22 protein-coding genes and 1 riboswitch are annotated in these 23,324 nt (G+C 66.1%); of the genes, 9 read left to right on the top strand and 13 right to left on the bottom strand.

Annotation, left to right across the window (positions count from 1 at the left end; genetic code table 11):
• The first annotated feature begins 37 nt into the window (after positions 1-37).
• Complete coding sequence (locus HNE05_RS17205; protein WP_173209601.1) at positions 38-799, top strand: YdcF family protein; 762 nt, start codon at positions 38-40, stop codon at positions 797-799.
• A gap of 87 nt (positions 800-886) precedes the next feature.
• On the opposite strand, the gene lnt is transcribed toward HNE05_RS17205, so the two are convergent.
• From lnt to miaB, 5 genes are all read right to left on the bottom strand, one after another.
• The gene (gene lnt, locus HNE05_RS17200) at positions 887-2,425 is read right to left on the bottom strand and encodes an apolipoprotein N-acyltransferase (RefSeq protein ID WP_173209599.1); all 1,539 of its coding nucleotides are present in this window, start codon (positions 2,423-2,425) and stop codon (positions 887-889) included.
• A 234-nt stretch (positions 2,426-2,659) separates the two neighbouring features.
• On the bottom strand, positions 2,660-3,499 hold the full coding sequence (locus HNE05_RS17195) for an HlyC/CorC family transporter (RefSeq protein WP_173209597.1): 840 nt from the start codon (positions 3,497-3,499) through the stop codon (positions 2,660-2,662).
• Between the two features lie 52 nt (positions 3,500-3,551).
• A complete protein-coding gene (gene ybeY, locus HNE05_RS17190) occupies positions 3,552-4,010 on the bottom strand; it encodes an rRNA maturation RNase YbeY (protein WP_173209595.1) in 459 nt (152 codons plus the stop codon).
• Positions 4,003-5,010, bottom strand: a complete 1,008-nt coding sequence (locus HNE05_RS17185; protein ID WP_173209593.1) for a PhoH family protein — start codon at positions 5,008-5,010, stop codon at positions 4,003-4,005. Before HNE05_RS17185 ends, ybeY begins: the two co-directional genes overlap by 8 nt.
• Positions 5,011-5,107: 97 nt before the next feature.
• Entirely contained in the window at positions 5,108-6,436 is a 1,329-nt protein-coding gene (gene miaB, locus HNE05_RS17180) for a tRNA (N6-isopentenyl adenosine(37)-C2)-methylthiotransferase MiaB (protein ID WP_173209591.1), read from the bottom strand.
• Positions 6,437-6,567: 131 nt separating this feature from the next.
• On the opposite strand from miaB, the gene HNE05_RS17175 reads away from it, so the two are divergent.
• On the top strand, positions 6,568-6,891 hold the full coding sequence (locus HNE05_RS17175) for a DUF1820 family protein (RefSeq protein ID WP_173211720.1): 324 nt from the start codon (positions 6,568-6,570) through the stop codon (positions 6,889-6,891).
• A 65-nt stretch (positions 6,892-6,956) separates the two neighbouring features.
• Here HNE05_RS17175 and HNE05_RS17170 read toward each other — a convergent pair whose 3' ends face one another.
• The 5 genes from HNE05_RS17170 to HNE05_RS17150 form a co-directional block, all read right to left on the bottom strand.
• Entirely contained in the window at positions 6,957-7,511 is a 555-nt protein-coding gene (locus HNE05_RS17170) for a tetratricopeptide repeat protein (RefSeq protein WP_173209589.1), read from the bottom strand.
• A gap of 91 nt (positions 7,512-7,602) precedes the next feature.
• Positions 7,603-8,232 carry a DUF6962 family protein gene (locus HNE05_RS17165; protein ID WP_173209587.1) on the bottom strand — a complete coding sequence of 210 codons (630 nt, stop codon included), beginning with the start codon at positions 8,230-8,232 and terminating at the stop codon, positions 7,603-7,605.
• Positions 8,233-8,371: 139 nt separating this feature from the next.
• The gene (gene hemL / locus HNE05_RS17160; RefSeq protein WP_173209585.1) at positions 8,372-9,661 is read right to left on the bottom strand and encodes a glutamate-1-semialdehyde 2,1-aminomutase; all 1,290 of its coding nucleotides are present in this window, start codon (positions 9,659-9,661) and stop codon (positions 8,372-8,374) included.
• A gap of 17 nt (positions 9,662-9,678) precedes the next feature.
• Positions 9,679-10,314, bottom strand: a complete 636-nt coding sequence (gene thiE / locus HNE05_RS17155; RefSeq protein WP_173209584.1) for a thiamine phosphate synthase — start codon at positions 10,312-10,314, stop codon at positions 9,679-9,681.
• Positions 10,315-10,336: 22 nt separating this feature from the next.
• Positions 10,337-11,134, bottom strand: coding sequence for a hydroxymethylpyrimidine/phosphomethylpyrimidine kinase (locus tag HNE05_RS17150; protein ID WP_173209582.1), 798 nt, complete (start codon positions 11,132-11,134; stop codon positions 10,337-10,339).
• 400 nt (positions 11,135-11,534) lie between these two features.
• On the opposite strand from HNE05_RS17150, the gene HNE05_RS17145 reads away from it, so the two are divergent.
• The 4 genes from HNE05_RS17145 to HNE05_RS17130 all read left to right on the top strand — a co-directional run bounded on the left by HNE05_RS17145 (position 11,535) and on the right by HNE05_RS17130 (position 17,603).
• On the top strand, positions 11,535-13,943 hold the full coding sequence (locus HNE05_RS17145) for a hybrid sensor histidine kinase/response regulator (protein WP_173209580.1): 2,409 nt from the start codon (positions 11,535-11,537) through the stop codon (positions 13,941-13,943).
• A 108-nt stretch (positions 13,944-14,051) separates the two neighbouring features.
• On the top strand, positions 14,052-14,687 hold the full coding sequence (locus tag HNE05_RS17140; RefSeq protein WP_173209578.1) for a TetR/AcrR family transcriptional regulator: 636 nt from the start codon (positions 14,052-14,054) through the stop codon (positions 14,685-14,687).
• A 1-nt stretch (position 14,688) separates the two neighbouring features.
• Positions 14,689-16,338, top strand: coding sequence for an acyl-CoA dehydrogenase family protein (locus tag HNE05_RS17135; protein ID WP_173209576.1), 1,650 nt, complete (start codon positions 14,689-14,691; stop codon positions 16,336-16,338).
• 324 nt (positions 16,339-16,662) lie between these two features.
• Positions 16,663-16,867, top strand: a riboswitch (cobalamin riboswitch).
• 55 nt (positions 16,868-16,922) lie between these two features.
• A complete protein-coding gene (locus tag HNE05_RS17130) occupies positions 16,923-17,603 on the top strand; it encodes an energy-coupling factor ABC transporter permease (RefSeq protein WP_173209574.1) in 681 nt (226 codons plus the stop codon).
• A 114-nt stretch (positions 17,604-17,717) separates the two neighbouring features.
• On the opposite strand, the gene HNE05_RS17125 is transcribed toward HNE05_RS17130, so the two are convergent.
• Positions 17,718-18,440 (bottom strand): hypothetical protein, encoded by a 723-nt coding sequence (locus HNE05_RS17125; RefSeq protein WP_173209572.1) that lies wholly within the window; start codon positions 18,438-18,440, stop codon positions 17,718-17,720.
• Between the two features lie 128 nt (positions 18,441-18,568).
• Here HNE05_RS17125 and amn point away from each other — a divergent pair, with 128 nt between their 5' ends.
• Positions 18,569-20,044, top strand: a complete 1,476-nt coding sequence (gene amn / locus HNE05_RS17120) for an AMP nucleosidase (RefSeq protein ID WP_240008773.1) — start codon at positions 18,569-18,571, stop codon at positions 20,042-20,044.
• Between the two features lie 168 nt (positions 20,045-20,212).
• Positions 20,213-21,040, top strand: a complete 828-nt coding sequence (locus HNE05_RS17115) for a hypothetical protein (RefSeq protein ID WP_173209568.1) — start codon at positions 20,213-20,215, stop codon at positions 21,038-21,040.
• Here HNE05_RS17115 and HNE05_RS17110 read toward each other — a convergent pair.
• Entirely contained in the window at positions 21,017-21,457 is a 441-nt protein-coding gene (locus tag HNE05_RS17110) for a GNAT family N-acetyltransferase (protein ID WP_173209566.1), read from the bottom strand. The genes HNE05_RS17115 and HNE05_RS17110 overlap by 24 nt on opposite strands.
• Before the next feature lie 56 nt (positions 21,458-21,513).
• Positions 21,514-22,539 carry an NADPH-dependent aldehyde reductase Ahr gene (gene ahr, locus HNE05_RS17105; protein ID WP_173209564.1) on the bottom strand — a complete coding sequence of 342 codons (1,026 nt, stop codon included), beginning with the start codon at positions 22,537-22,539 and terminating at the stop codon, positions 21,514-21,516.
• A 139-nt stretch (positions 22,540-22,678) separates the two neighbouring features.
• Between ahr and HNE05_RS17100 the strand changes: the two genes are divergently transcribed.
• The gene (locus HNE05_RS17100) at positions 22,679-23,308 is read left to right on the top strand and encodes a pseudouridine synthase (RefSeq protein ID WP_420826976.1); all 630 of its coding nucleotides are present in this window, start codon (positions 22,679-22,681) and stop codon (positions 23,306-23,308) included.
• Positions 23,309-23,324 lie beyond the last annotated feature (16 nt).

Here is a 23,324-nt window from a genome sequence, read left to right as displayed (position 1 = left end):
GCTGTCTGCTAGTCTGCGCGGGCACTCGGAGGTGCCCATGGAACTGCGCTTTCTCCTCAAACAACTGATTCTGCCGCCTGGCGGGCTGCTCCTGCTGATCCTGCTGGCGTGGCTGTGCTGGTCGTCGCGGCCGCGCCTGGCACTGCTGTTGCTCCTGCTCGGGCTCGGCGGTCTGTGGCTGATGAGCCTGCCGGTGGTGGTCGAGCAGGCGGCGCGCGTGCTGGAGCGCGAGCCGGCACTGGCCGAGGCGCAATGGGCGAGCCTGGCGCAGCGCGGCGAGGTGATAGTCGTGCTCGGCTCCGGGCGCGAGGAAGCCGATCCCGCCTGGGGCAGCGACCAGCCCAGTGTCACGGCTATCGAGCGCTTGCGCTATGCCGCGCGCCTGCATCGCGCCTCCGGATTGCCTGTGCTGATCAGCGGCGGCCTGCACTATGGCGAGCCGCCCAGCGAAGCCGGGTTGATGGCCGACGCGCTGCAGCGTGACTTCGGCGTGGCGACCCGCTGGCGCGAGGAGCGTAGCCGCACCACCTGGGAGAATGCGCAATTCAGCGCCGAACTGCTGCGCGAGCAGGGCATTCGTCGGGTCGTGCTGGTGACCCAGGCGGCGCACATGCCGCGTTCGCGCTGGTGTTTCGAGCGTGCCGGGCTGGAAGTGGTGGCGGCGCCGCTGGGTTTTCTCGGCGTAGCCAATGCGCGCCCACTGGGCGGCTGGCTGCCGGAAGGCAAGGCGCTGTGGCAGAGCACGCGCCTGCTCAACGAGGCGTTGGGGCAGGTGGTTTACCCACTGCTGTATCGCTGATGCCTTGGCGTAGGAGCGAGCTCTGCTCGCGAATACCGGCAGCCGCGATACCCTTCGCGAGCAGAGCTCGCTCCTACATGTGTGGGCTTAGGCGGCCTGCATGGCGATGCTGCGCGCCTCGCGGCGGCGGCTGACGACTGCCCAGCCCAGCAGCAAGGCGCACAGTCCGGCCAGAGGCCAGCCGCGCCAGATCAGGTAGGGCGTCAGGCCTTGCATAGCCTGTACTTCGCCATACAGCACGGCCTGCTGGAACTGCGGAATCTGCGTGGTGATGCGGCCTTGTGGGTCGATCAGCGCGGTGACGCCGTTGTTGGTGGCGCGGATCATCCAGCGTCCGGCTTCGAGGGCGCGCATCTGCGCCATCTGCAGGTGCTGCAGCGGGCCGAGCGAGGTGCCGAACCAAGTGTCGTTGCTAATGGTCAGCAGCAGGTCGCTCTGTGCGGCCAGGCCGGCGGCGAACTCCGGATAGACCACCTCGTAGCAGATGAACGGCGCGATCTGCAGGCCCTTGGCTTGCAGCAGTTGCTGGTCGGCCGGGCCGCGGGCGAAGTCGGACATTGGCAGGTCGAAGAAGGCGATCAGTCCGCGCAGCACTTCCTGCAGTGGCACATATTCGCCGAAGGGCACCAGCTTCTGCTTGAGGTAGGTGCCCTCGCCGTCGCCAACCACGGTGATGCCGTTGTAGTAGCGTTTCTCGCCCAGTTCGTTGGGCTGGCGGATCGGTACGCCAGTGATCAGTGCGGCCTGGCGCTCCTGGGCGACGCGGCCCATGAACTGCAGATAGCCTTCGGCGAACTCCTTGAGCACCGGTACCGCGGTTTCCGGCCAGACGATCAAGTCGGCGGGCTGGCTGTTCAGGGTCAGGTCGCGGTACAGCTCCAGCTGGGCTTGCAGTTGGGCCGGGTCCCACTTGAGGTTCTGTTCGACATTGCCCTGCATGACGGCAACCTTGAGCGGCGTGCCCTTGGCCTGGGTCCAGCTGTGGCCGTGCAGTGCCAGGGCGGCGATCCAGGGCGCCAGCAGCAAGGCCTGGGCGCTGAGCCACTGCCACTTGTGCGGGCGCAGGCGCGGCAGATTGAGCGCCAGTGTGGCGGTGAGGGCCAGGCTCAGGGATATCAGCCACATGCCACCAACCGGGGCGAGGGCGGCCAGCGGACCATGCAGTTGGCTGTAGCCGGCGTACAGCCAGGGAAAGCCGGTAAGGAACCAGCTGCGGAAGGCTTCCTGGGCCAGCCACAGGGCGGCGAAGGCCAGGGCGTCGGCCAGGGGAGCGTCGCTGCGACGCAACCAGCGCGCCCACAACCAACTGCTCAGGGCGAACAGCAGGCCGAGGCCGCCGACGAAGCCGAGGGTCAGCGCTGCGGCCAGTGGCGGTGAGGCCGCGCCGTAGTCATGGATGCTGACGTAGACCCAGCTGGTGCCGCTGAGGAACAGGCCGAAGCCGTAGCTCCAGCCACGTAGCAGCGCCTGGCGTGGGTTGAGCTCGCGCAGGCCGAGGTAGAGCAGGGCGATGGAGATGATCGCCAGCGGCCACAGGTCGTAGGGGGCCAGTGCCAGGGTGGTGAGGGCACCGGCAGCCATGGCCAGCAGATTGCCCGGCCAGCCGGGTTGGGTGATCCAGCGCATCATGCGTCCTTGATCGAGAAATCAGGCGGGCAAGGGTACTGGAAGGCGCGGGAGGCAGGAAGCGGGGTGAGCTTAGTGTTGCAGTGGGGGTGTAGCCCGGATGCAATCCGGGGGAGGGCGGCTGGTTTTCCCGGATTGCATCCGGGCTACCAGCTGAAGGCTTTTGTAGGAGCCAGCTTGCTGGCGATCAGCGGCACGGATCGCCAGCAAGCTGGCTCCTACAGCAGGGGGGGGCTAGCGATCCACCGGTGTCAGGCGCAGCAGGTGCAGGCGGCGGCTGTCGGCGTTGAGGACGCGGAAGCGGTATTCGCCGATCTCGGTGACTTCGTTGCGTTTGGGCAGGTGGCCGAAGGCGTTCATCACCAGGCCGCCGACGGTGTCGAACTCGTCATCGGGGAATTCGGTGTCGAAGGCTTCGTTGAAGTTGTCGATCGGCGTCAGTGCCTTGATCAGGAAGTCGCCGCTGGGCAGCGGCTTGATGTAGCTGTCTTCCTCGACGTCATGCTCGTCCTCGATCTCGCCGACGATCTGCTCGAGCACGTCTTCGATGGTCACCAGGCCGGCCACGCCGCCGTATTCGTCGATGACCACGGCCATGTGGTTGTGGTTGGCGCGGAATTCGCGCAGCAGCACGTTGAGGCGCTTGGACTCGGGCACGAAGGTGGCCGGGCGCAGCAGATCCTTGATGTTGAACGGCTTGCTGCCGTTCTCCAGGATCAGCGGCAGCAGATCCTTGGCCAGCAGGATGCCGATCACGTCATCGATGCTTTCGCCGATCACCGGGTAGCGCGAGTGGGCGGAATCGATGATTGCCGGGAGGAATTCCTGTGGCGTTTGGGCGGCCTTGATGCTGACCATCTGGGAACGCGGCACCATGATGTCGCGTACCTGCAGGTCGGCGACCTGAATGGCACCCTCGACGATGGCCAGGGCTTCGCTGTCGAGCAGCTTGTTCTGGTGGGCTTCACGCAGCACCTCCAGCAGTTCCTGGCGGTTTCTCGGCTCATGAGCAAAAGCCTGGGTCAGCTTGTTCAGCCAGGACTTTTGCTCGTTGCTCGATCGGTCTTCGCTCATGGTGTGTTTCTCAGGGCCTTCTTCGTTATGGGTGGTTAGCGGGTGTTGGCACTTATTCGTCGGCGGCGTACGGGTCCGGGTGGCCCAGTTCAGCCAGCAATTCCCGTTCCAGGGCTTCCATTTCCTCGGCTTCCGCATCGTCGATGTGGTCGTAGCCGAGCAGGTGCAGGCAGCCGTGGATCACCAGGTGCGCCCAGTGCGCCTCGCTGGTCTTGCTTTGTTCGCGGGCTTCGCGCTCGACCACGGGCACGCAGATCACCAGGTCGCCGAGCAGCGGAATATCCAGCAGGCCGTCGGGAATGTCGGCGGGGAAGGACAGCACGTTGGTGGCGTAGTCCTTGTGCCGCCAGGTGTGGTTCAGTTCGCGGGCTTCGCCTTCATCGACCAGGCGGATGGTCAGCTCGGAGTCGGCCGTGCGCTGGCGCAGGGCCAGTTCACACCAGCGGCGAAATTGCTCCTCGCTCGGCAGCGCGGTGGCGGCCGAGGCGTTCTGCAGATCGAGTTCAAGCATCGTCGCGCGCGTCCCTGCCTTCCGGCTTGCCCTGCTGGCGGTCTTCGAAGCGCTCGTAGGCCTCGACGATACGCTGCACCAAGGGGTGGCGCACCACGTCCTTGGGCTTGAAGTGGGTGAAGGTGATGCCGGGCACGTCGCGCAGCACTTCGATGACGTGGGCCAGGCCGGACTTGGTGCCGCGGGGCAGGTCGACCTGGGTGATGTCGCCGGTGATCACCGCGGTCGAGCCGAAACCGATACGGGTGAGGAACATCTTCATCTGCTCGAGGGTGGTGTTCTGACTCTCGTCGAGAATGATGAAGCTGTTGTTAAGGGTGCGCCCGCGCATGTAGGCCAGCGGGGCGATTTCGATCACCTGTTTCTCGATCAGCTTGGCTACCTGTTCGAAGCCGAGCATCTCGTAGAGGGCGTCGTACAGCGGGCGCAGGTAGGGGTCAATCTTCTGCGCCAGGTCGCCGGGGAGGAAGCCGAGCTTCTCGCCGGCCTCGACCGCCGGACGCACCAGGAGGATGCGTCGCACCTGTTCGCGCTCCAGCGCGTCCACCGCGCAGGCCACGGCCAGATAGGTCTTGCCGGTACCGGCCGGGCCGACGCCGAAGTTGATGTCGTTGTCGAGGATCGCCTTCACGTAGCGCTGCTGGTTGGCGCCGCGCGGCTTGATCACGCCCTTCTTGGTGCGCAGGGTGACGCCGCTGGTGTTGCGTGGGTCGCTGTTGAGTTCCTCAATGCCCGATTCCTGCAGGTACAGGTGCACCAGGTCCGGCGACAGCTCGGCGCCCTTGGTTTCGCGGTACAGGCGACGCAGCAGGTTTTCTGCGGAGTGGGTGTGCTGGGGCTCACCGACCAGTTCGAACTGGTTGCCGCGGTTGCGGATTTCGATGGCCAGGCGTTGTTCGATCAGGCGCAGATGCTCGTCGAATTGCCCGCAGAGGTTGGCGAAGCGGCGTGCTTCGAAGGGTTCGAGGGTGAAGCGATGCGGTTCTATGGGCGCGTTCAATGTGGTTTTTTGGCCGCCAGTCGGCTGGGATGATGATCGAAGGATAACCCCGCACGCCTCAGGGTGAAAGCATGGGCATGCGGGGACAGGGTAGCCATTAGTCGAGCAGGCTGCCGCGCAGGGAGTGGGGCAGGGCGTCGTCGATATGCACGTCGACGAGCTGGCCGATCAGGCCCGGGTTGGCGCTGCGGAAGTTGACCACGCGGTTGCTCTCGGTGCGGCCCTGGAGCATGCCCGGGTCCTTCTTCGAGTAGTCGCTGACCAGGATGCGCTGCACGGTGCCGACCATCCGTCGGCTGTTCTCGAAGCCCTGCTGGCTGATTTTGTGCTGCAGGCGCGCCAGGCGCTCGCGCTTGGTTTCCTGCGGGGTATCGTCGCTCAGGTCGGCGGCCGGGGTGCCGGGGCGCGAGCTGTAGACGAAGGAGTAGGAGAAGTCGAAGCCGACGTCTTCGATCAGCTTCATGGTCTGCTCGAAATCCTTCTCGGTCTCGCCGGGGAAGCCGACGATAAAGTCCGAACTGATCAGGATGTCCGGCACCGCGGCCTTCAGCTTGCGGATGCGCGACTTGTATTCCAGCGCGGTGTGGTTGCGCTTCATTGCCGCGAGGATGCGGTCGGAGCCGGACTGCACCGGCAGGTGCAGGTGCTTGACCAGCTCCGGGATCTCCGCGTGGGCCTGGATCAGCGCGTCGGAGAACTCCAGCGGGTGGCTGGTGGTGTAGCGGATACGGTCGATGCCATCGATGGCGGCCACCAGGTAGAGCAGTTCGGCGAAGTCGGCGATGTTGCCGTCGCGGGTCGCGCCGCGGTAGCCGTTGACGTTCTGCCCGAGCAGGGTGACTTCCTTCACGCCGTGTTCGGCGAGGTGGATGATCTCGGCCAGCACGTCATCCAGCGGGCGGCTGACTTCTTCGCCGCGGGTATAGGGCACCACGCAGAAGGTGCAGTACTTGCTGCAGCCTTCCATGATCGAGACGAAGGCACTGGGGCCGTCGATGCGCGGCTCGGGCAGGCGGTCGAATTTCTCGATCTCGGGGAAACTGATGTCGACCTGGGCGGTCTTGGTCGCGCGCGCGGCGTCGATCATTTCCGGCAGGCGGTGCAGAGTCTGCGGGCCGAAGACCACGTCGACATAGGGCGCGCGGTCGCGGATGGCGGCGCCTTCCTGGCTGGCCACACAGCCGCCGACGCCGATCACCAGGTTGGGGTTTTCCAGTTTCAGCTCGCGCCAGCGGCCCAGCTGGGAAAAAACCCGGTCCTGGGCTTTTTCGCGGATCGAGCAGGTATTGAGGAGGATAACGTCGGCTTCTGCCGGGTTCTCCGTGACTTCCAGGGCCTGATGTTCGCCCAGCAGATCAACCATGCGCGAGCTGTCGTACTCGTTCATCTGGCAACCGTGGGTTTCGATATAGAGCTTCTTGGCCATGGGTCTTCGTCGCGGGTGGTTCGAATGAACCGCGCATTATAGGGTGCGCGCGGCGCGCTTCCTAGGCTTGCCTGTCAGGCGGCTATGCTATGATTCGCGCCCCCTTAATTCCCGGTATCTTCCTGTCGTCCATGAGCAAGCGTGAACCGATCTACAAGGTGATTTTCCTCAACCAGGGCCAGGTGTACGAGATGTACGCCAAGCAGATCTATCAAAGTGATCTGTGGGGCTTCCTGGAGGTCGAGGAGTTCGTCTTCGGTGAGCGCACCCAGGTGGTGGTCGATCCCAGCGAGGAAAAACTCAAGGCGCAGTTCGACGGCGTGGTGCGCAGCTTCGTGCCCATGCACGCGATCATCCGCATCGATGAAGTCGAGCGCCTGGGTACGCCGAAGATCAGTGAGGCCAGGGGTGGCGGCAACGTGATGCCGTTCCCCATGCCGATGCCGGATAAATAAGCGGCAAGCCTCCAGTTAGAAGCTCAAGCCAAAAAATCTGAAGAGCTGCGCTGTCCGGCGTGCCCTTAGGGCGCTGGTGCCAATGCGGGTGTCGGGCTGCTGCCAATGTTCTGCAGTTCCAGCAGGTAGCTGCGGAAGATCTGGCCCAGCACCTGGCTGGCGATCTGTAGTTCTTCGCGGCCCATCTGGGCGGCAACCTGATCGGCGCTGTCCATCGCCTCGTCCGAGCCGTTGATCGCGGCCATCTTCAGCACGATATAGGCTTGCACATTGTTGGCCTGCACGCCTTCACCGCGGAAGAACATGCTGCCCAGGCGCAATTGGGCCTGGGCGTTGCCTTGCAGCGAGGCCTGTTCGAACCAGTGCAGGGCTTGCGGCAGGTCGCGCGGGGTGCGCTGGCCGTCGTAATAGTATTCGCCGAGTTCGTACTGCGCCGCTGCGTCGCCGCGCTGGGCGTTTTCCTGACAGGTGGTCAGGGCTTGCGGCAGGTCTTCCGGTGCGGTGTTCAGCGAGCAGCGGCCGGTTGCAGGAACCAGCAGGGAATTGCCGCCCGCATGCGCCAGCATGGGGGGGAGGAGCAACAGGCAGCCCAGGAGCAGGGTGCGGCCGGTGCATTTCATGAAAATCACAGTGCCTCGCGAAACCGACGGGCTCCTAGCCCGGCCGACAGAACGTGTCGGCTAGCACATTATGGGATAAGCGGTGGCTTTCTTACAAAGTCTTTACCGGTATTTCTGCCCGGGCGCAGCCCTGCAGGCGCAGCAGCAGCCAGGCCAGCAGCGGGTAGGCGAGGCTCAGCAAGCCGTGGAACAGGTCGACGCGGCGTAACGGGCCGATAAAACCTTCGGTGCCAACCACCAGGCCTGCCAGCAGGAACAGCGTGACCACGCTTACTGCCGTCAGTGTTGGTGCGACGTGGCGCCAATGCAGCGCGCCGGCATACAGGATCAGCAGCAGGGTCAGCAGGCCGAGTAGCAGGCGGTAAGTGAGTTGCAGATCGAACCAGTGGCTGGCGGAGTTCAGCAAAACCAGCCCGACCATCAGCAGTGTCCAGGTTCTGCGTGGCCAGTCCTGGCCGCGGCTCAGGCTGACGGAGGCCATCCCCAGCAGCGGCAGGCCGAGATAGCTGCTGAGCTGGCTGAAGGTGCGATGCCAGTTGCTCCAGTCCGGGTCGAGGCCGTAGCGCACCATGCCGCAGAAGGCGGCGCTGAGCGGCAGGCCGAAACCGAGCAGCAGGGCGCGTTGCACCGTGCGCCAGCGAAATGCCGGGCGCAGCCACAGGGTGCTGGCCAGGCAGGCCAGGGCCAACAGGCCGTCGCTGAGTGCGGTGCTGTACTGCATCACTCCAACTCTCTTTCGTTCATATAACTTTCGTTCATAAAAACTTGTCGGCTGCGCTACGCCGCTCCTCGCCGTACTGCTTGTACTGTCTCGTCGCGGCTTGCTTGCCTTCGCGTTCTATTTCCGAAATAGAGCTGGATTAAGCTTTTTTCAGGGCCGCGAAGGCGCGCTCGGCGGCGTCCAGGGTCAGCTGCAGCTCGGTCTCGCCGTGGGCGATGGAGGTGAAGCCGGCCTCGAAGGCGCTCGGTGCCAGGTACACGCCGCCTTCCAGCATCAGGTGGAAGAACTGCTTGAAGCGCTCGGCATCGCTGGCCATCACGTCGTCGAAGGTGACGATATCGTCGGCACCGCTGAAATACAGGCCGAACATGCCGCCGGCCTGGGTGGTGACGAACGGGATGCCCGCGGCATCGGCACGCTCCTGCAGGCCGGCCAGCAGGCGGCTGGTAAAGTCGGAGAGTTCCTGGTGGAAGCCCGGGCGGCTGATCAGCTTGAGGGTGGTCAGGCCGGCGGCCATGGCCAGCGGGTTACCCGACAGGGTGCCGGCCTGGTACACCGGACCCAGCGGGGCGATGCAGCCCATGATCGCGCGCTTGCCGCCGAAGCAGCCGACCGGCATGCCGCCGCCGACGATCTTGCCGAAGGTCGACAGGTCCGGCGTTACGCCGTAGTAGGCCTGGGCGCCGCCGAGGGCGACGCGGAAGCCGGTCATCACTTCGTCGAAGATCAGCACCACGCCGTGCTGGTCGCACAGGGCGCGCAGACCCTGGAGGAAACCCGGCGCCGGTGGCACGCAGTTCATGTTGCCGGCCACCGGCTCGACGATGATGCAGGCCACGGTTGAACCGACTTCGCCGAGCATCTGCTCGACCGCTTTGAGGTCGTTGAACGGCAGGGTCAGGGTGTGTTTGGCGAAGTCCGCCGGCACGCCCGCCGAGCTCGGCACGCCCTGGGTCAGCAGGCCTGAGCCGGCTTTAACTAACAAACTGTCGGAATGCCCGTGGTAGCAGCCTTCGAACTTGATGATCGCGTCGCGGCCGGTGTAACCACGGGCCAGGCGGATGGCGCTCATGGTCGCCTCGGTGCCGGAGCTGACCATGCGCACCATCTCCATCGACGGCACGATGCTGCACACCAGGTCGGCCATCTCGGTTTCCATGGCGGTCGGTGCGCCGTAGGACAGGCCGTGCTGCAGCTGGTTGCGCACCGCGTCGAGCACCTCCGGATGGCCGTGGCCGAGGATCATCGGGCCCCAGGAACCGACGTAATCCACATAGCGCTTGTCGTCTTCGTCGGTGACGTAGGCGCCTTCGGCATGCTTGAAGAACAGCGGGGTGCCGCCGACGCTCTTGAACGCGCGCACCGGCGAGTTGACGCCGCCGGGGATGTGTTTCTGGGCGTTGGCGAACAGGGTTTCGGAACGGGACATGACAGCTCTCTCTCGAATCAGGATGACGGGAACAGCACGCTGAACGCGCGCGCGCGCCTCTCCACCTCGGCGGCGGAGGGGGCGGAAAACAGGCTGTGGACCACGGCCAGCAGGTCGGCGCCGGCGCTAATCAGCTGGCCGGCGTTGTCCAGGTCGATGCCGCCGATGGCCGCCAGTGGCAGGTTGAAGTGGGCGCGGGCCTGGGTCAGCAAATCAGTAGTGGCGGCCGGTGCGCCGGGCTTGGTGTTGGAGTTGAAGAAGCGGCCAAAGGCCAGGTAGCTGGCGCCTTCGCGATTGGCATCCGCGGCCAGTGCCAGCTGGGCGTGGCAGGTGGCGCCGATGATCGCCTGGCGTCCGAGCAGGGCGCGGGCGGCGGCCAGCGAACCATCGCCCTGGCCCAGGTGCAGACCGACGCCGAGGCGGGCGGCCAGCTCGGCGTCATCGTTGATGATCAGCTCGGCGCCATAGCGCGTGCACAGCTCACGCAGGGCTTCGGCCTCGCGCAGGCGGCGGGCGCTATCGGCGGTCTTGTCGCGGTATTGCAGCAATCGCGCGCCACCTTTCAGGGCGGCTTCCACATAGGGCAGCAGCTTGCCATCGGCGAGCAGTTGGCTATCGGTGATGGCGTACAGGCCGCGTAGCTTGGTTTTCACGGGCGGCTCTTCATCAAGTTGTTCATAAGGAGAAGTCCAGCGGCAGGCGGCGCGGCACGAACTGGCCACGGCCCGGCTGCTCGGCGTCACGCAGGGTGCGCCAGGTGTAGTCGAGGGCCGAACGCACTGCGCTGCTCAGCTCTTCGCCGAGGGCCAGGCGCCCGGCCAGGGTGCTGGCCAGGGTGCAGCCGGAACCGTGGTAGCTGCCGGGCAGGCGCTGGCAGGTGAAGATGTGGTGGCTGCCGTCACGCGAGTACAGGCGGTTGTGCACTTCACTCTCGTCGCCATGGCCGCCGGTGATCAGCAGGTGCTGGATCTTCGGCAGCAGCTTCTCGGCGCACTCATCGGCCGTGCCTTCGGGCAGTTCGGCGAGGATGCGTGCTTCCGGCAGGTTCGGCGTGGCGATGGCAGCGATCGGCAGCAGGCGTTCGCGCATGGCGTAGCCGACATCGTCCTTACCTAGCGAACCGCCACCACCGGCGCGCAGCACCGGGTCGCAGACCAGCGGAATGCCGGGCAGCAGCTGCATGATTTCGACCACGGTATCGACCATCTCGACCGAGCCGAGCATGCCCAGCTTGACCGCCGCGACGGGCAGATCAGCGATCACCGCCCGGGCCTGGGCCAGCACCCATTCGCGGTCGAGCACGCGGAAGTCGGAGACGTTCACCGTGTCCTGCACGGTCAGCGCGGTGACGGCCGGAGCGGCGTGGCAACCCTGGGCGAGCAGGGCTTCGATATCGGCCTGCAGGCCGGCGCCACCACTCGGGTCGTGGCCGGACAAGCAGAGGACAACGGGGCGGGAAGTAGGTCTGTTCATGGCCGGCGAGCTTACCACCAAACCAGGCTGCGGAGCCCTAGGCCTGACGCCGGCGTGGCAGTTTGCCGCTCTGGATGTAAAGCCGGCAGGGGGAGGCTGGGCGCCTATTCGCTCCGTTGCCGTGGTCTGTCCGCCGTCTGGCAAAGCTGCTCTGGTGGAAAGGGGCAGTTCCGGCAGGCGACAAAACCCAGCGGGCAAAGGACGGCGAGCGACTTGATCGTCCGGCTCTCCTGGCCTTGGGCGGTATGCCCGTCCGCTGTGAGTAACTGGGACTTCAGTACTAGCGCCTTTTCAGGCGTGTCTGCGGGCTGCTAGAGTGCGGCAAATCAATCAATGAGTGCCTGGATGGCGCCTACGGGCGGGGTCGCCCAGGCGTGGTCGTGGGCTTTGGCGGAGCGGCATGCGCTGCATATTTTTCTGGCTGCTATGCCTGTTGCCGGCCTTGGCGGGCGCTGTCGAGTTCGACGAAACCACCACGCGCCTGCCGCTGGGTGCCAGCATGCACGTGTTCGAAGACATGCGCGGCGACACCCGCATCGTCGATGTCACTTCGCCGGCCCTGCAGGGCAGCTTCCGCCCGCATCGCCAGGCTGTGCTCAATGCCGGCTATTCGCGCTCGGTGTTCTGGCTGCGCCTGGATCTGCAATACAGCCCGCGCAGCGCGGCGGGTGCTGCGCATCCCTGGTACCTGGAACTGGCCTACCCGCCACTCGATCATCTGGAACTCTATCTGCCTGACGCCGCAGGCGGTTATCACCTGGCCCAGCGCACCGGTGACGCCTTGCCGTTCAGCAGCCGGCAGATCAAGCAGAACAACTACCTGTTCGAACTCGACCTGCCGCCGGGGCAGAGCCAGCGCATTTACCTGCGCCTGGAAAGCCAGGGCTCGATGCAGGCACCGCTGACCCTGTGGTCGCCCCAGGCCTACCTCGAATACCAACCCAAGCGCATCTATGTGCTCGGCATCATCTACGGCGTGCTGCTGGTGATGCTGATCTACAACCTGTTCATCTACCTCAGCGTGCGCGACACCAGTTACCTCTACTACATCCTCTACATCGCCTCGTTCGGCCTCTACCAAGTCTCGGTGAATGGGGCCGGCATCGAGTACTTCTGGCCGGACAACCCCTGGTGGGCCAACGCGGCCACGCCATTCCTGATCGGCTCGGCGGCGTTCTTCGGTTGCCAGTTCGCCCGCAGCTTCCTGCACACCGCCGAGCACAGCCTCTGGGTCGATCGCGTGCTGCGGGTGATGATGGCCTGTGGTGCGCTGGTGATGGCCCTGGCGCTGACTGCCAGCTATGGCGTGGCCCTGCGCATGGCCACCTATCTGGCACTGCTGTTCACCGTGGTGATCTTCAGTGCCGGCATGCTCGCTTGGATGCGTGGCATGCGCGTGGCGCGCTACTTCATCTTTGCCTGGAGTGCCTTCCTGGTTGGCGGCATCACCAACACCCTGATGGTGCTGGGTTACCTGCCCAACCTGTTCCTCACCATGTACGCCAGCCAGATCGGCTCGGCGTTGGAGGTGGGCCTGCTGTCCCTGGCCCTGGCCGACCGCATCAATGCGATGAAGGAAGACCGCGCGCGCATCCTGCAACAGGCCAGCAGCGAGCTGGAGGCCCTGAACCGTGAGCTGGCCGACAACAACCGCCTGAAGGACGAGTTCCTCGCCACCGTGACCCATGAACTGCGCACGCCGATGAACGGGGTGATTGGTTCGCTGGAACTGATGCAGACCCTCAAGCTGGATGTCGAACTGGAGCAGTACCAGAAGACCGCCGCCGGCTCGGCGCGCGACATGATGCGCATGGTCAACGACATCCTCGCCCTTACCGAACTGCAGGCCGGCAAGCTCTACCCACGCCGCGAACCGTTCAGCCTGCGCGGACTGTTCGACGGTCTACGCGCGCAATACTCGCCGCGCGCCACGGAGAAAGGCCTGGAGTTCCTCGTCGAGCTCGATGACAGCCTGCCCGACACCCTCGAGGGCGATGCCAGCAAGCTGGCGCAGAGCATCGGTTACCTGCTCGATAACGCCATCAAGTTCACCCACCAGGGCCATGTGACCCTGCGTGTCAGCGCGGGGGGGCCGCTCACGGCGAACATGCCACTGCGCATCGAGGTGCTCGACAGCGGCATCGGCTTCAGCGTGCCGGCCGGTGGCAGCCTCTACCAGCGCTTCAAGCAGCTGGACGGCTCGATGACCCGCCAGTACGGCGGTCTGGGCATCGGGCTGGCGATCTGCCGACAGCTGGTGGATCTGTTGGGTGGCAGCCTGCGCCACCAGTCGAAGCCGGGGCAGGGCAGCAGCTTCGAACTCGACGTGCAGCTCAACCTGCCGGTGCAGACGCGTGAGCCGAGTGGGACGCGCCGGCGTATCGGCGGGCTGCCGCAGCGGCGTCCGGAGCAGTGCACCGTGCTGATCGTCGAGGACAACGCGATCAACCAGCTGGTCACCCGCGGCATGCTGCTCAAGCTCGGCTACCGCGTGCGCACCGCCGACAATGGCGTCGAGGCCCTGGAAATGCTGCGCAGCGAACCCATCGATGCCGTACTGCTGGACTGCCAGATGCCGGTGATGGATGGTTTCGCCACCTGCCGTGCGCTGCGTGGGTTGCCGGGCTGCGCCGAGCTGCCGGTGCTGGCGATCACCGCCCACAGCCACAGTGGCGATCGCGAGCGCTGCCTGGCGGCCGGCATGAGCGACTACCTGGCCAAGCCGGTGAAGTTCACCGAACTGCAGACGCTGCTGCATGACTGGGTGCTCTGCCAGGCACCAGCCGACTCTGCCACTCAAGATATCTGAGTGATTTTGCGCCGGACATTTTCGGCGCATGTTTGGCCAGGACCCCATCTTCTGCAAAATGCTGAATCGTGATTCACTGTTTGCAATTGGTGAATCCGGATTCAGCTCATGGCCTATCGTGCTTCCGCCCAACGCCTCGACCGTGACCAGGGCATGCGCCAGCGCATTCTTGCCTGCGCCCAGGCGCGGGTCAGCGAAGGTGGTTTCGCCGCGCTGACCATGCAGGCCCTGGCCGAGGATGTCGGCATTGCCACCGGCAGCCTGTACCGCCACTTCAGCGGCAAGGGCGAGTTGGCGGCGCAGGTGTTCAGCGCGGCCAGTCGCATCGAGGTCGAGGCCCTCGGCGCCATCCTGCGCGGCCCCGGCAGCGCCGCCCAGCGCCTGGCCGCCGGCCTCGAGCAGTTTGCCGCGCGCGCCTGGCACAGCCGGCGCCTGGCCTTCGCCCTGATTGCCGAACCGGTAGAGCCGGAAGTCGACGAGCAGCGCCTGCTGTTTCGCGAAGCCTATGCCGAGCTGTTCGTCGAGCTGCTGGAGGAGGGCGTGCGCAGTGGCGAGTTTCACGTCAGCCAGCTCAACCTGGTCGCCGCCTGCCTGGTCGGCGCCATCGCCGAGGCGCTGGTCGGCCCGTTGTCGCCAACCGCGTGTGCGGCGCGCGCCGCGGGTGCTGCGACGCTGGACCTGGCCACCGTCAGCCAATCCCTGATCACTTTCTGTCTGCGCGCCGTCGGCGCCCTGGAGTCCTGATATGTCCCTGCACGAGTTCGCCGAAACCCACGAAGTGTTCAATCAGGTGCCGTCGCTGGACGGCGCCAACCTGTATCGGGTCGACCTGCCGCTGCAGGAGTGGACGCGGCGCTTCGGTGGCGGCTGGGCCGAGGGCCAGCTGGATGCCTACGGCGCCCTGGCCGGCGGCCCGCTGATGCAGGCCGGCTTCCTGGCCAACGAGAACAAACCGGTGTTCAAGAGCCACGACCGCTACGGCAACCGCGTCGACCTGGTGGAGTTCCACCCGGCCTACCACGAGCTGATGCGCACGGCCGTCGAGCATGGCATTCCCTCGCTGCCCTGGACCGACCCGCGCCAAGGCGCCCAGGTCGCCCGCGCCGCGCTGAACTACCTGCACAACCAGCCGGAGGCCGGCAACGCCTGCCCGCTGACCATGACCTACGCCGCTGTGCCGGCGCTCAAGCTGCAGCCGGAGCTGGCCGAGATCTGGCTGCCGAAGATCCTCGCCACCGAGTACGACCCGCGCAATGTCGGCATCGAACAGAAGGCCGGGGTCACCATCGGCATGGCCATGACCGAGAAGCAGGGCGGCACCGACGTGCGCGCCAACACCACCAAGGCCCATGCGGTGGGCATGGGCGGTCCGGGCCAGGCCTACGAACTGGTCGGCCACAAGTGGTTCTGCTCGGCGCCGATGTGCGACGCTTTCCTCACCCTGGCCTACACCGACAAGGGCCTGAGCTGCTTCCTGCTGCCGCGCCATCGCCCGGACGGCAGCCGCAACCAGTTCTATATCCAGCGCCTGAAGAACAAGCTGGGCAACTGGGCCAACGCCTCCAGCGAAGTTGAATTCCGTGGCGCCCTGGCCTGGATGGTCGGCGAGGAAGGCCGCGGCGTGCCGACCATCATCGAGATGGTCTCGCTGACCCGCTTCGACTGCATGATCGGCTCCAGCAGCCTGATGCGTCAGGCCCTGACCCAGGCCGCGCACCACTGCGCGCACCGCAAGGTCGGCGGCCGGGTGCTGGCCGAGCAGCCGCTGATGCAGAACGTGCTGGCCGACCTGGCCCTGGAAAGCGAGGCGGCCCTGGCCCTGACCATGCGCATGGGCAAGGCGCTGGACAACCCGCACGACGAGCAGGAAGACAAGTTCGCCCGTCTGGTCACCGCCATCGGCAAATATTGGATCTGCAAACGTGCCCCGGCCATGATCAACGAAGCCCAGGAGTGCATGGGCGGCGCCGGCTACGTCGAGGAAACCATCCTCCCGCGGCTGTACCGCGAGGCGCCGGTCAACTCGATCTGGGAAGGCTCGGGCAACGTGCAGTGCCTGGACGTGCTGCGCGCCCTGTCCAAGGAAGCCGGGGTGCTCGACGCGCTGTTCGCCGAGCTGGGCGACGGCCACGGCGATGCCCGCCTGAAGACGCATATCCAGCGCTTGCAGGCGGACTTCCGCGACACCGCCGACATCCAGTACCGCGCCCGCCAGCTCACCGAGGATGTGGCCGTAGCCCTGCAGGCCAAGCTGCTGCTGGAAGCTGGCAATGCCACTGTCTCCGATGCCTTTATCGCCAGCCGTCTGGGCGAGGGTGGGCGGGTCTATGGCACCCTGCCGCGTGGCGTGGATGCCGAAGCGCTGGTGGCGCGCAGTACCCCGCACCTGATCTGAGGCCGGGCAGCGCCTGTCGCGCTCGCGGCAGGGCACCCGCGTCGCTATGACCAACAGGCGGGCCACCCGGCGCAGGGTCACCTGCGCTGGCTCCTGCCCATGCTCGGCCCGCCCACGGATACGGCAACGCTCAGGGCGGCGAGAGTTCCCAGGATTCCATCGCAATAGGCCTGCCCAGCGTGACATGGCCGAAGGTGCAGGCATGGCAATCGAGCCCCGATGGGCGCGCCGGGGTTGCGGGGGAAGTAAGGCCAGGGGCCTCTGGCACGGGGCTATCGCCGGCGCAGGAGCGGCAGCGGGCACTGTCTTTTCGTGGGCGAGGCGGGTAAGGTGGCCGCCGATGGTTCCGGTCCGCTTTGTGCGGCCGGATGAAAAGGGAACAGGGTGCGGCGCTCGTCGCCAATGCCCTGGCTGCCCCCGCAACTGTAAGCGGCGAACGACGCCCACACGCCACTGGCCTTATCGGCTGGGAAGGCGGGCGAAGTAGCAAGCCGTGAGCCAGGAGACCTGCCATCGCTATTGGGCATTCTGCCCCTTTCCCTCAATCCGGATCGTCGCGCGGTGGGCGCGGCCAAGGAACCCTAATGCACATCGAACCTGACGTCGTTGCCGGCGCCAAGATTTTCCTCAGCTATGCAACCGCCGCTGGCGCCTTCGCGCTCACGGTCAAACTCGCCCGCGACAGTCTGCGCGACAACGGCGGCCTGCTCGCCCTGGCCCTGCGCAGCCTGCTGACCACCGCCCTGGTGTTCTGCTTCTTCGAGGTCCTGCCGCACCATCCGGTGGGCGTTTCGGAAGTTCACCTGATTCTCGGTTCGACCCTGTTACTGCTGTTCGGCGCCGGTGCCGCGGCCATCGGCCTGGCCGCCGGCCTGCTGCTGCAGGGGCTGTTCTTCGCCCAGTTCGACCTGCCGCAGTACGGCATGAACGTCACCACCCTGCTGCTGCCGCTGTGGGCCATTCACCTGCTGGCCAAGCGCCTGATCCCGGCGCGCACGGCCTATGTGGACACCAGCTACAAGCAGGCCCTGGCCCTGTCGACCGCCTACCAGGGCGGCATCGTCGCCTGGGTGGCCTTCTGGGCCGTCTACGGTCACGGCTTCTCCAGCGCAAACCTGGCCTCCGTCGGCAGCTTCGGCCTGGCCTACATGAGCGTGATCCTGCTCGAGCCGCTGATCGACCTGGGCGTGCTGGCCGCCGCCAAGGCGCTGTCGCGTTACAGCCAGGGCCCGCTGTTCAACGTGCGCCTGCACCAGCCGGCCTGACCCCGCCCCACGCCAGACCGGCAAAGCGGTCTGGCGCTTTCACTCGAGTGTCCGCCGTCTGATCATCCTCGCGCCTGCGTGGGGATGTGGCGCTTGGCGCGCGTCCCAATGCTCTCAACGGCGCTGCCAGATCATCTTGCCGGTATTGCTCTCGGTCACCAGGTACGGCTCGCTGAAGTGATAGCGCGCCGCAGGCTGGTAATCGAGCGCGCCCTCCAGCTGCACCAGTAACAGGCCGTTGTCGCTGCGCCAGCTGCCGCTGTACTGCAGCTCGCCGGGGCGGTCGTAACTCCAGTCGCTGCCGCCGGCCACCGTGCGCCGCCATTGCCCGATGCTGCCGTCGGCGCGGATACGCAGGGTGGTGACCAGGTTCAGCGAGGCGAACTCGACCCCGCTGCTGTTGCTGATCTGCTCATGCACCCAGGTGCCGATCAGGGCTGGGTCCTGGGCCGGGTTGACGGGCGTGGTGGCCGGCGCGGCAGCCACCCGCTGGAACAGCGCCTCGCGCAGCAGGGTGGCGCCGTTGTTCGGGTCGCGGGCGGCCAGGCTGGCGTTGAGCATGTCGTTGGCATAGCTGGCGTTCATGTTGGCCAGCACCTGGCCGCTGGCCGGATCGCTGATCTGTGCTTGCAGCAACTGGCCGTCGAAGCTGCCGCTGAGCTTGAGGCGCAATTGTCGGCCTTCCACGTATTCCCCCTCTACCTGGGTGCCCTGGCTGCGCAGGATCAGCTCGGTCGGCTGGTTGTCCAGGGTGGTCTGGTAGTGGCCATCCAGTTCGGCGGCCAGGCTGGTACCCGACAGCAGCACCAGCAGGCAGATGATCGGCAGGTTGGGCAAGGCAGGCTCCTTCTCCGTGGAGGTGACAGCACTAAGCCTAGATCGCCGTATGCGGTCTTGCCGAACGCTGGCGGGCGAGGCTGGCGAAGGCGCAAGATAGGGCGGTGTTCCCAGCCAGGAAGCTGCCCGTGTCTGCTATTTCTTCCAGTGAATTCGTCGTCGCCGCCACTGCCGAGGAGGCCGTCGAGCGCCTCGCGGACCTGCATCGCCAGGCGGTCAATGCGCTGAGCCAGGCGCTCAAGCATTACCTCAAGGAGCGCGCCCAGCCCGGCGAGACCGAGCGTGCGCTGTTCCGCTACCCCGAGCTGCGCCTGACCTACCTGTGCCAGGGTGAGGTACCGAGTACCGTGCGCGCCTACGCCAAGGTGCAGGTGCCGGGTACCTACCGGGTCACCGTGACCCAGCCGGATGCCTTTCGCGGCTATCTGCTCGATCAGTTGCGGCCGCTGATGGAGGACTTCACCGTCACCGTCGAGGTCGGCTTCAGCCAGCAGAACATTCCCTATCCCTATGTGGTCGAGCAGGGCGACGAGCTGGCCGGCTCCGGGGTGACCGCCGCCGAGCTGGCGCGGGTATTCCCCAGCACCGACCTGTCCGCCGCCACCGACTCGGTGGCCGACGGCCTGTATGGCTGGGGCGACAGCAGCGACCTGCCGCTGGCGCTGTTCGACGCGGCGCGCACTGACTTCTCGCTCAAGCGCATCCAGCACTACACCGGCAGCGACTGGCGCCATGTGCAGCCATGGATTCTGCTGACCAACTATCACCGCTATGTCGACCAGTTCATCCGCCACGGCCTGGAGCGCCTGCGCGAGGACCCGCGCTTCGTGCGCATGGTGCTGCCGGGTAACGTGATCATCGAACGCGGCACGTCCGAGGAGGATGCCCAGGCGGTGGCCGATGCGATGGTCTGGCACCGTTACCAGATGCCGGCCTATCACCTGATCGCCAATGACGGCCATGGCATCACCCTGGTGAATATCGGTGTCGGCCCGTCCAACGCGAAGAACATCACCGACCACCTGGCCGTGCTGCGTCCGCACTGCTGGCTGATGATCGGCCACTGTGGCGGCCTGCGCCAATCGCAGACCATCGGCGACTACGTGCTGGCCCATGCCTATATGCGCAGGGACGGAATACTGGACCGGGTGCTGCCGCCGCACATCCCCATCCCGGCCCTGGCCGAAGTGCAGCAGGCCTTGCAGGAAGCAGCGGCCGCCGTCACCGGCGAGCGTGGCGAGACCCTGAAGAAACGCCTGCGCACCGGCACCGTGCTGACCTACGACGACCGCAACTGGGAGCTGCACTGGGCTCACGAGCGGCCGCTGATCAACCTGGCCCGCGCGGTGGCGGTGGACATGGAGAGCGGCACCATCGCCGCCCAGGGTTATCGCCTGCGCGTGCCCTACGGCACCCTGCTGTGCGTGTCGGACAAGCCGCTGCACAGCGAGATCAAGCTGCCCGGCTCGGCCAGCGGTTTCTACCAGCGCGCGGTCAGCCAGCACCTGTCGATCGGCATCGCCGCCCTCGACCTGCTGCGCTGCCAGCTCGACTCGTTGCATTCGCGCAAGCTGCGCAGTTTCGACGAGCCGCCGTTCCGCTGAGAACCTAAACAGGTTCTAAGAGGTTCGTTTGCGGCGGGGCAGCGGAGCCTAAACAGCCTTCGTCGGCCTTTGTGGCCTTGCGCACAGCCTGAGCGCTTGCAGCAGTGGCAGGAGCGCCGCTGAGTTAGGCTGTGCGCCCGAAAAAAGATGACAAGGAGTGTTGCTTTCATGGACCAGGCTCAGGTTCTGCTCGACGGATTGTGGGAGCCCTTCAGCTTCCTTTCCCTGTTCGGCTATATCTGCCTCGGCATTCTGCTGGGGTCGTTCATCGGTCTGCTGCTGGCGCTGTTCCTGCAGCGCCGGGGCTGGTTGGCGCGGCGCAAGCGTTGGCACCACTGGCTGCTCAAGTTGCATTTCCTCCTGCTGCCGCTTGGCGGTGCCGTGCTCGGCTCCCAGGGCGGCATGCTGTACGGCGGGCAGCAGCAGGTGCATCGCCATCTGGAGTCCTACGCGCCGCTGGTGCAGGTGGTTGCCGGAGGGGTATGGCTGGAGTTCGAGCGTTTCTTCGCGGAGCAGGACCAGCACGCGCTGGGGCAACAGCTGCAACGCATGAGCGTGCAGGAGGTGCTCAACCAGCTGGCCGCGCAGTACGTGCAGGAGCAGTTGCTGGCCCATGCGCCGCAGCTGGATGGCGCCTCGCTGAGTGAGCGGGTCGGCCTCAAGCTGTACGAGCAGCTGCAACAGCAACTGCTGAGCGTGGCGGTCAGGGATATGGCGGTGGAGCAGGCCGGAAAATACAGCGGAGTGAAGCCGCAGGTGATCCTCGATGTGCTGGATGCGCGGGTCGAGCAGCTGTTCCATGCCGACTTCCTGCTGGGCCTGCTCAAGCAGCAGCTCAGCCAGGTACTCAAGCCGTTCTACCTGACCCTGCTGGTGTTGCTGGCGCTGATGCTCGGCCTGGTCGCTGCCGAGGTGTTGCTGTCGCGTTACCTGGGGCAGTGGCGGGTAGAGGGCGCGGCGCCCGCGCTCGCTTCAGCCGAGCCGCAGGTGCAGTAGCGGGAAGGGCCGGTCGGCACCATCCCGCGGCGAACGGCCGATGGGGTGGAAGCCCTGGCTGAGATAGAAGGCGACCGCTTTGGGGTTCTGCTCGTTGACGTCGACCAGGCGCGCGCCCTCACGCTCGATGGCGTAGTGCAGCAGGGTCTTGCCGATGCCCTGGCCATGCTGCTGCGGGTCGACGAAGAGCATTTCCAGGCGATCCTCGGCGGTGCCGGCAAAGCCCATCAAGCGCCCCTGCACGTCCCGCAGGCAGGTCAGTTTGACCAGGCGCAGATACTCCTCGCGCAGCATGCGCCGATAGAACTGGATGTCCGCTTCGTCGAGGAAGTGATGGGTCGCGCGCACCGCCGCCTCCCACACCTCGAGCAGGCGGGGCATATCGGCGGCGAGCGGTTGGTCGATGCGGTATTGCATGGCGAACAAGACGTGTGGGGTGATGGGCCGATCATGCTGCCGATCGGCCCGGTTTGTCACTGGCTGGCGTCGAGCACCACGCGGTAGCGGGCTTTGCCGGCGCGCAGGTGGTCGATGGCGGCGTTGACCTGGCTCATCGGGAAGTGCTCGACCTGCGGCAGGATCTGATGGCGGGCGCAGAACTCGAGCATGGTCGCCATGCTCGCAGGTGAGCCGACCGGCGAGCCGGACAGGCTCTTCTGCTGCGGAATCAGGCTGAACACATGCACCGGGATGGCGCTCGGCGCGATCCCGACGAAGTGCAGGCGGCCCTTGCCGCGCAGGGTGCCGAGCAGGGCGTTCCAGTCCAGGTCGGCGCTGGCAGTGATCAACAGGAAGTCCAGGCTGCCGGCAATCGCCTTCAGCGCGGCGCTGTCGGTGGACGCCACCACCTTGTGCGCACCGAGGCGCTGGGCCTCTTCCTGCTTGCTCAGCGAGGAGGTGAAGGCGGTGACTTCGCAGCCCCAGGCATTCAGGAAGCGCAGGGCCAGGTGGCCGAGGCCGCCGATGCCGACCACGCCGACCCGGTCGGTGGGTTTCACGTTGAATTCCAGCAGCGGACTGAACACCGTCGAACCGGCGCAGAACAGCGGACCGACCAGCGCCGGTTCGAGGTTATCCGGCAGGGCAATGGCCCAGGCCCAGTGCGCGCGCAGGCGGTCGGCGAAACCGCCGTTGCTGCCGACTATGGTCGGTTTTACCGTGCGGCACAGCTGGTGCGCGCCTTCCATGCACGAGCCACAGTGCATGCAGCTGCCCTTGTACCAGCCGATGCCGACCCGCTGGCCGAGCTTGAGGCCGCGCACCTGGTCGCCCAGGCGGACGATGGTGCCGACCACTTCATGGCCGGGAATGAACGGGTAGCGCGCATTGCCCCACTCGTTGTCGATCATTGACTGATCCGAGTGGCAGATGCCGCAGTATTCCACGGCCACTTCCACCTCTTCGGCGCCCAGCGGGCCCGGATCGTACTGGTGGCGTTCGAGCGGAGCGCCCGGTGCAGTGGCGGCCCAGCCGGTGAAGGTGGTGAGTTCGGTGCTCATGTGGGATTCCTTCAGGCAGATAAATCGACCTGAGCAGCTTAGCCGCTGTCATCGCCGAACGGAGGCACCATCAGCCAGGCTGATGATGAAGGGTGCGCCTCGGGTAAACTGACGGCTTTCTCCTGCGCCTGGAATCCGCATGCCGCGTCCTCCTCGTCCCAACGTCCCGCATCGCCCCGCCGGCAAACCGGCTCCGCGCCGGGTGGCCAAGGCGCCGCCGGCCGAGCCGCGGCTGCTGATGCTGAACAAGCCCTTCGATGTGCTGACCCAGTTCAACGACGAGCAGGGCCGCGCCACCCTCAAGGATTTCGTCGCCGTGCCCGGCGTCTACCCGGCCGGGCGCCTGGATCGGGACAGCGAAGGTTTGTTATTGCTGACCAACGACGGGCGCCTGCAGGCGCAGATCGCCGACCCCAAGCACAAGCTGGCCAAGACCTACTGGGTGCAGGTGGAGGGCGAGCCGAATGCGGAGCAGCTGCGCCAGCTGCGCGAGGGCGTGCAGCTCAACGACGGGCCGACCCTGCCGGCCGAGGCGCGCCTGCTGGAGGAACCGCAGCTGTGGGAGCGCAACCCGCCGGTGCGCTTTCGCAAGAGCGTGCCGACCGCCTGGCTGGAGCTGGTGATCCGCGAGGGGCGCAACCGTCAGGTGCGGCGCATGACCGCCGCCGTGGGCCTGCCGACCCTGCGCCTGGTGCGCGTGCGTATCGGTCCCTGGAGCCTGGATGGCTTGCCGCCAGGGCAGTGGCGCGAGCTGCCGCCGCAGTTGTAAAAGTGGGGTTGAGCGC

Source organism: Pseudomonas campi (genome assembly GCF_013200955.2).
Taxonomy (GTDB): domain Bacteria; phylum Pseudomonadota; class Gammaproteobacteria; order Pseudomonadales; family Pseudomonadaceae; genus Aquipseudomonas; species Aquipseudomonas campi.
This window is presented reverse-complemented; position numbering and strand designations above follow the sequence as displayed.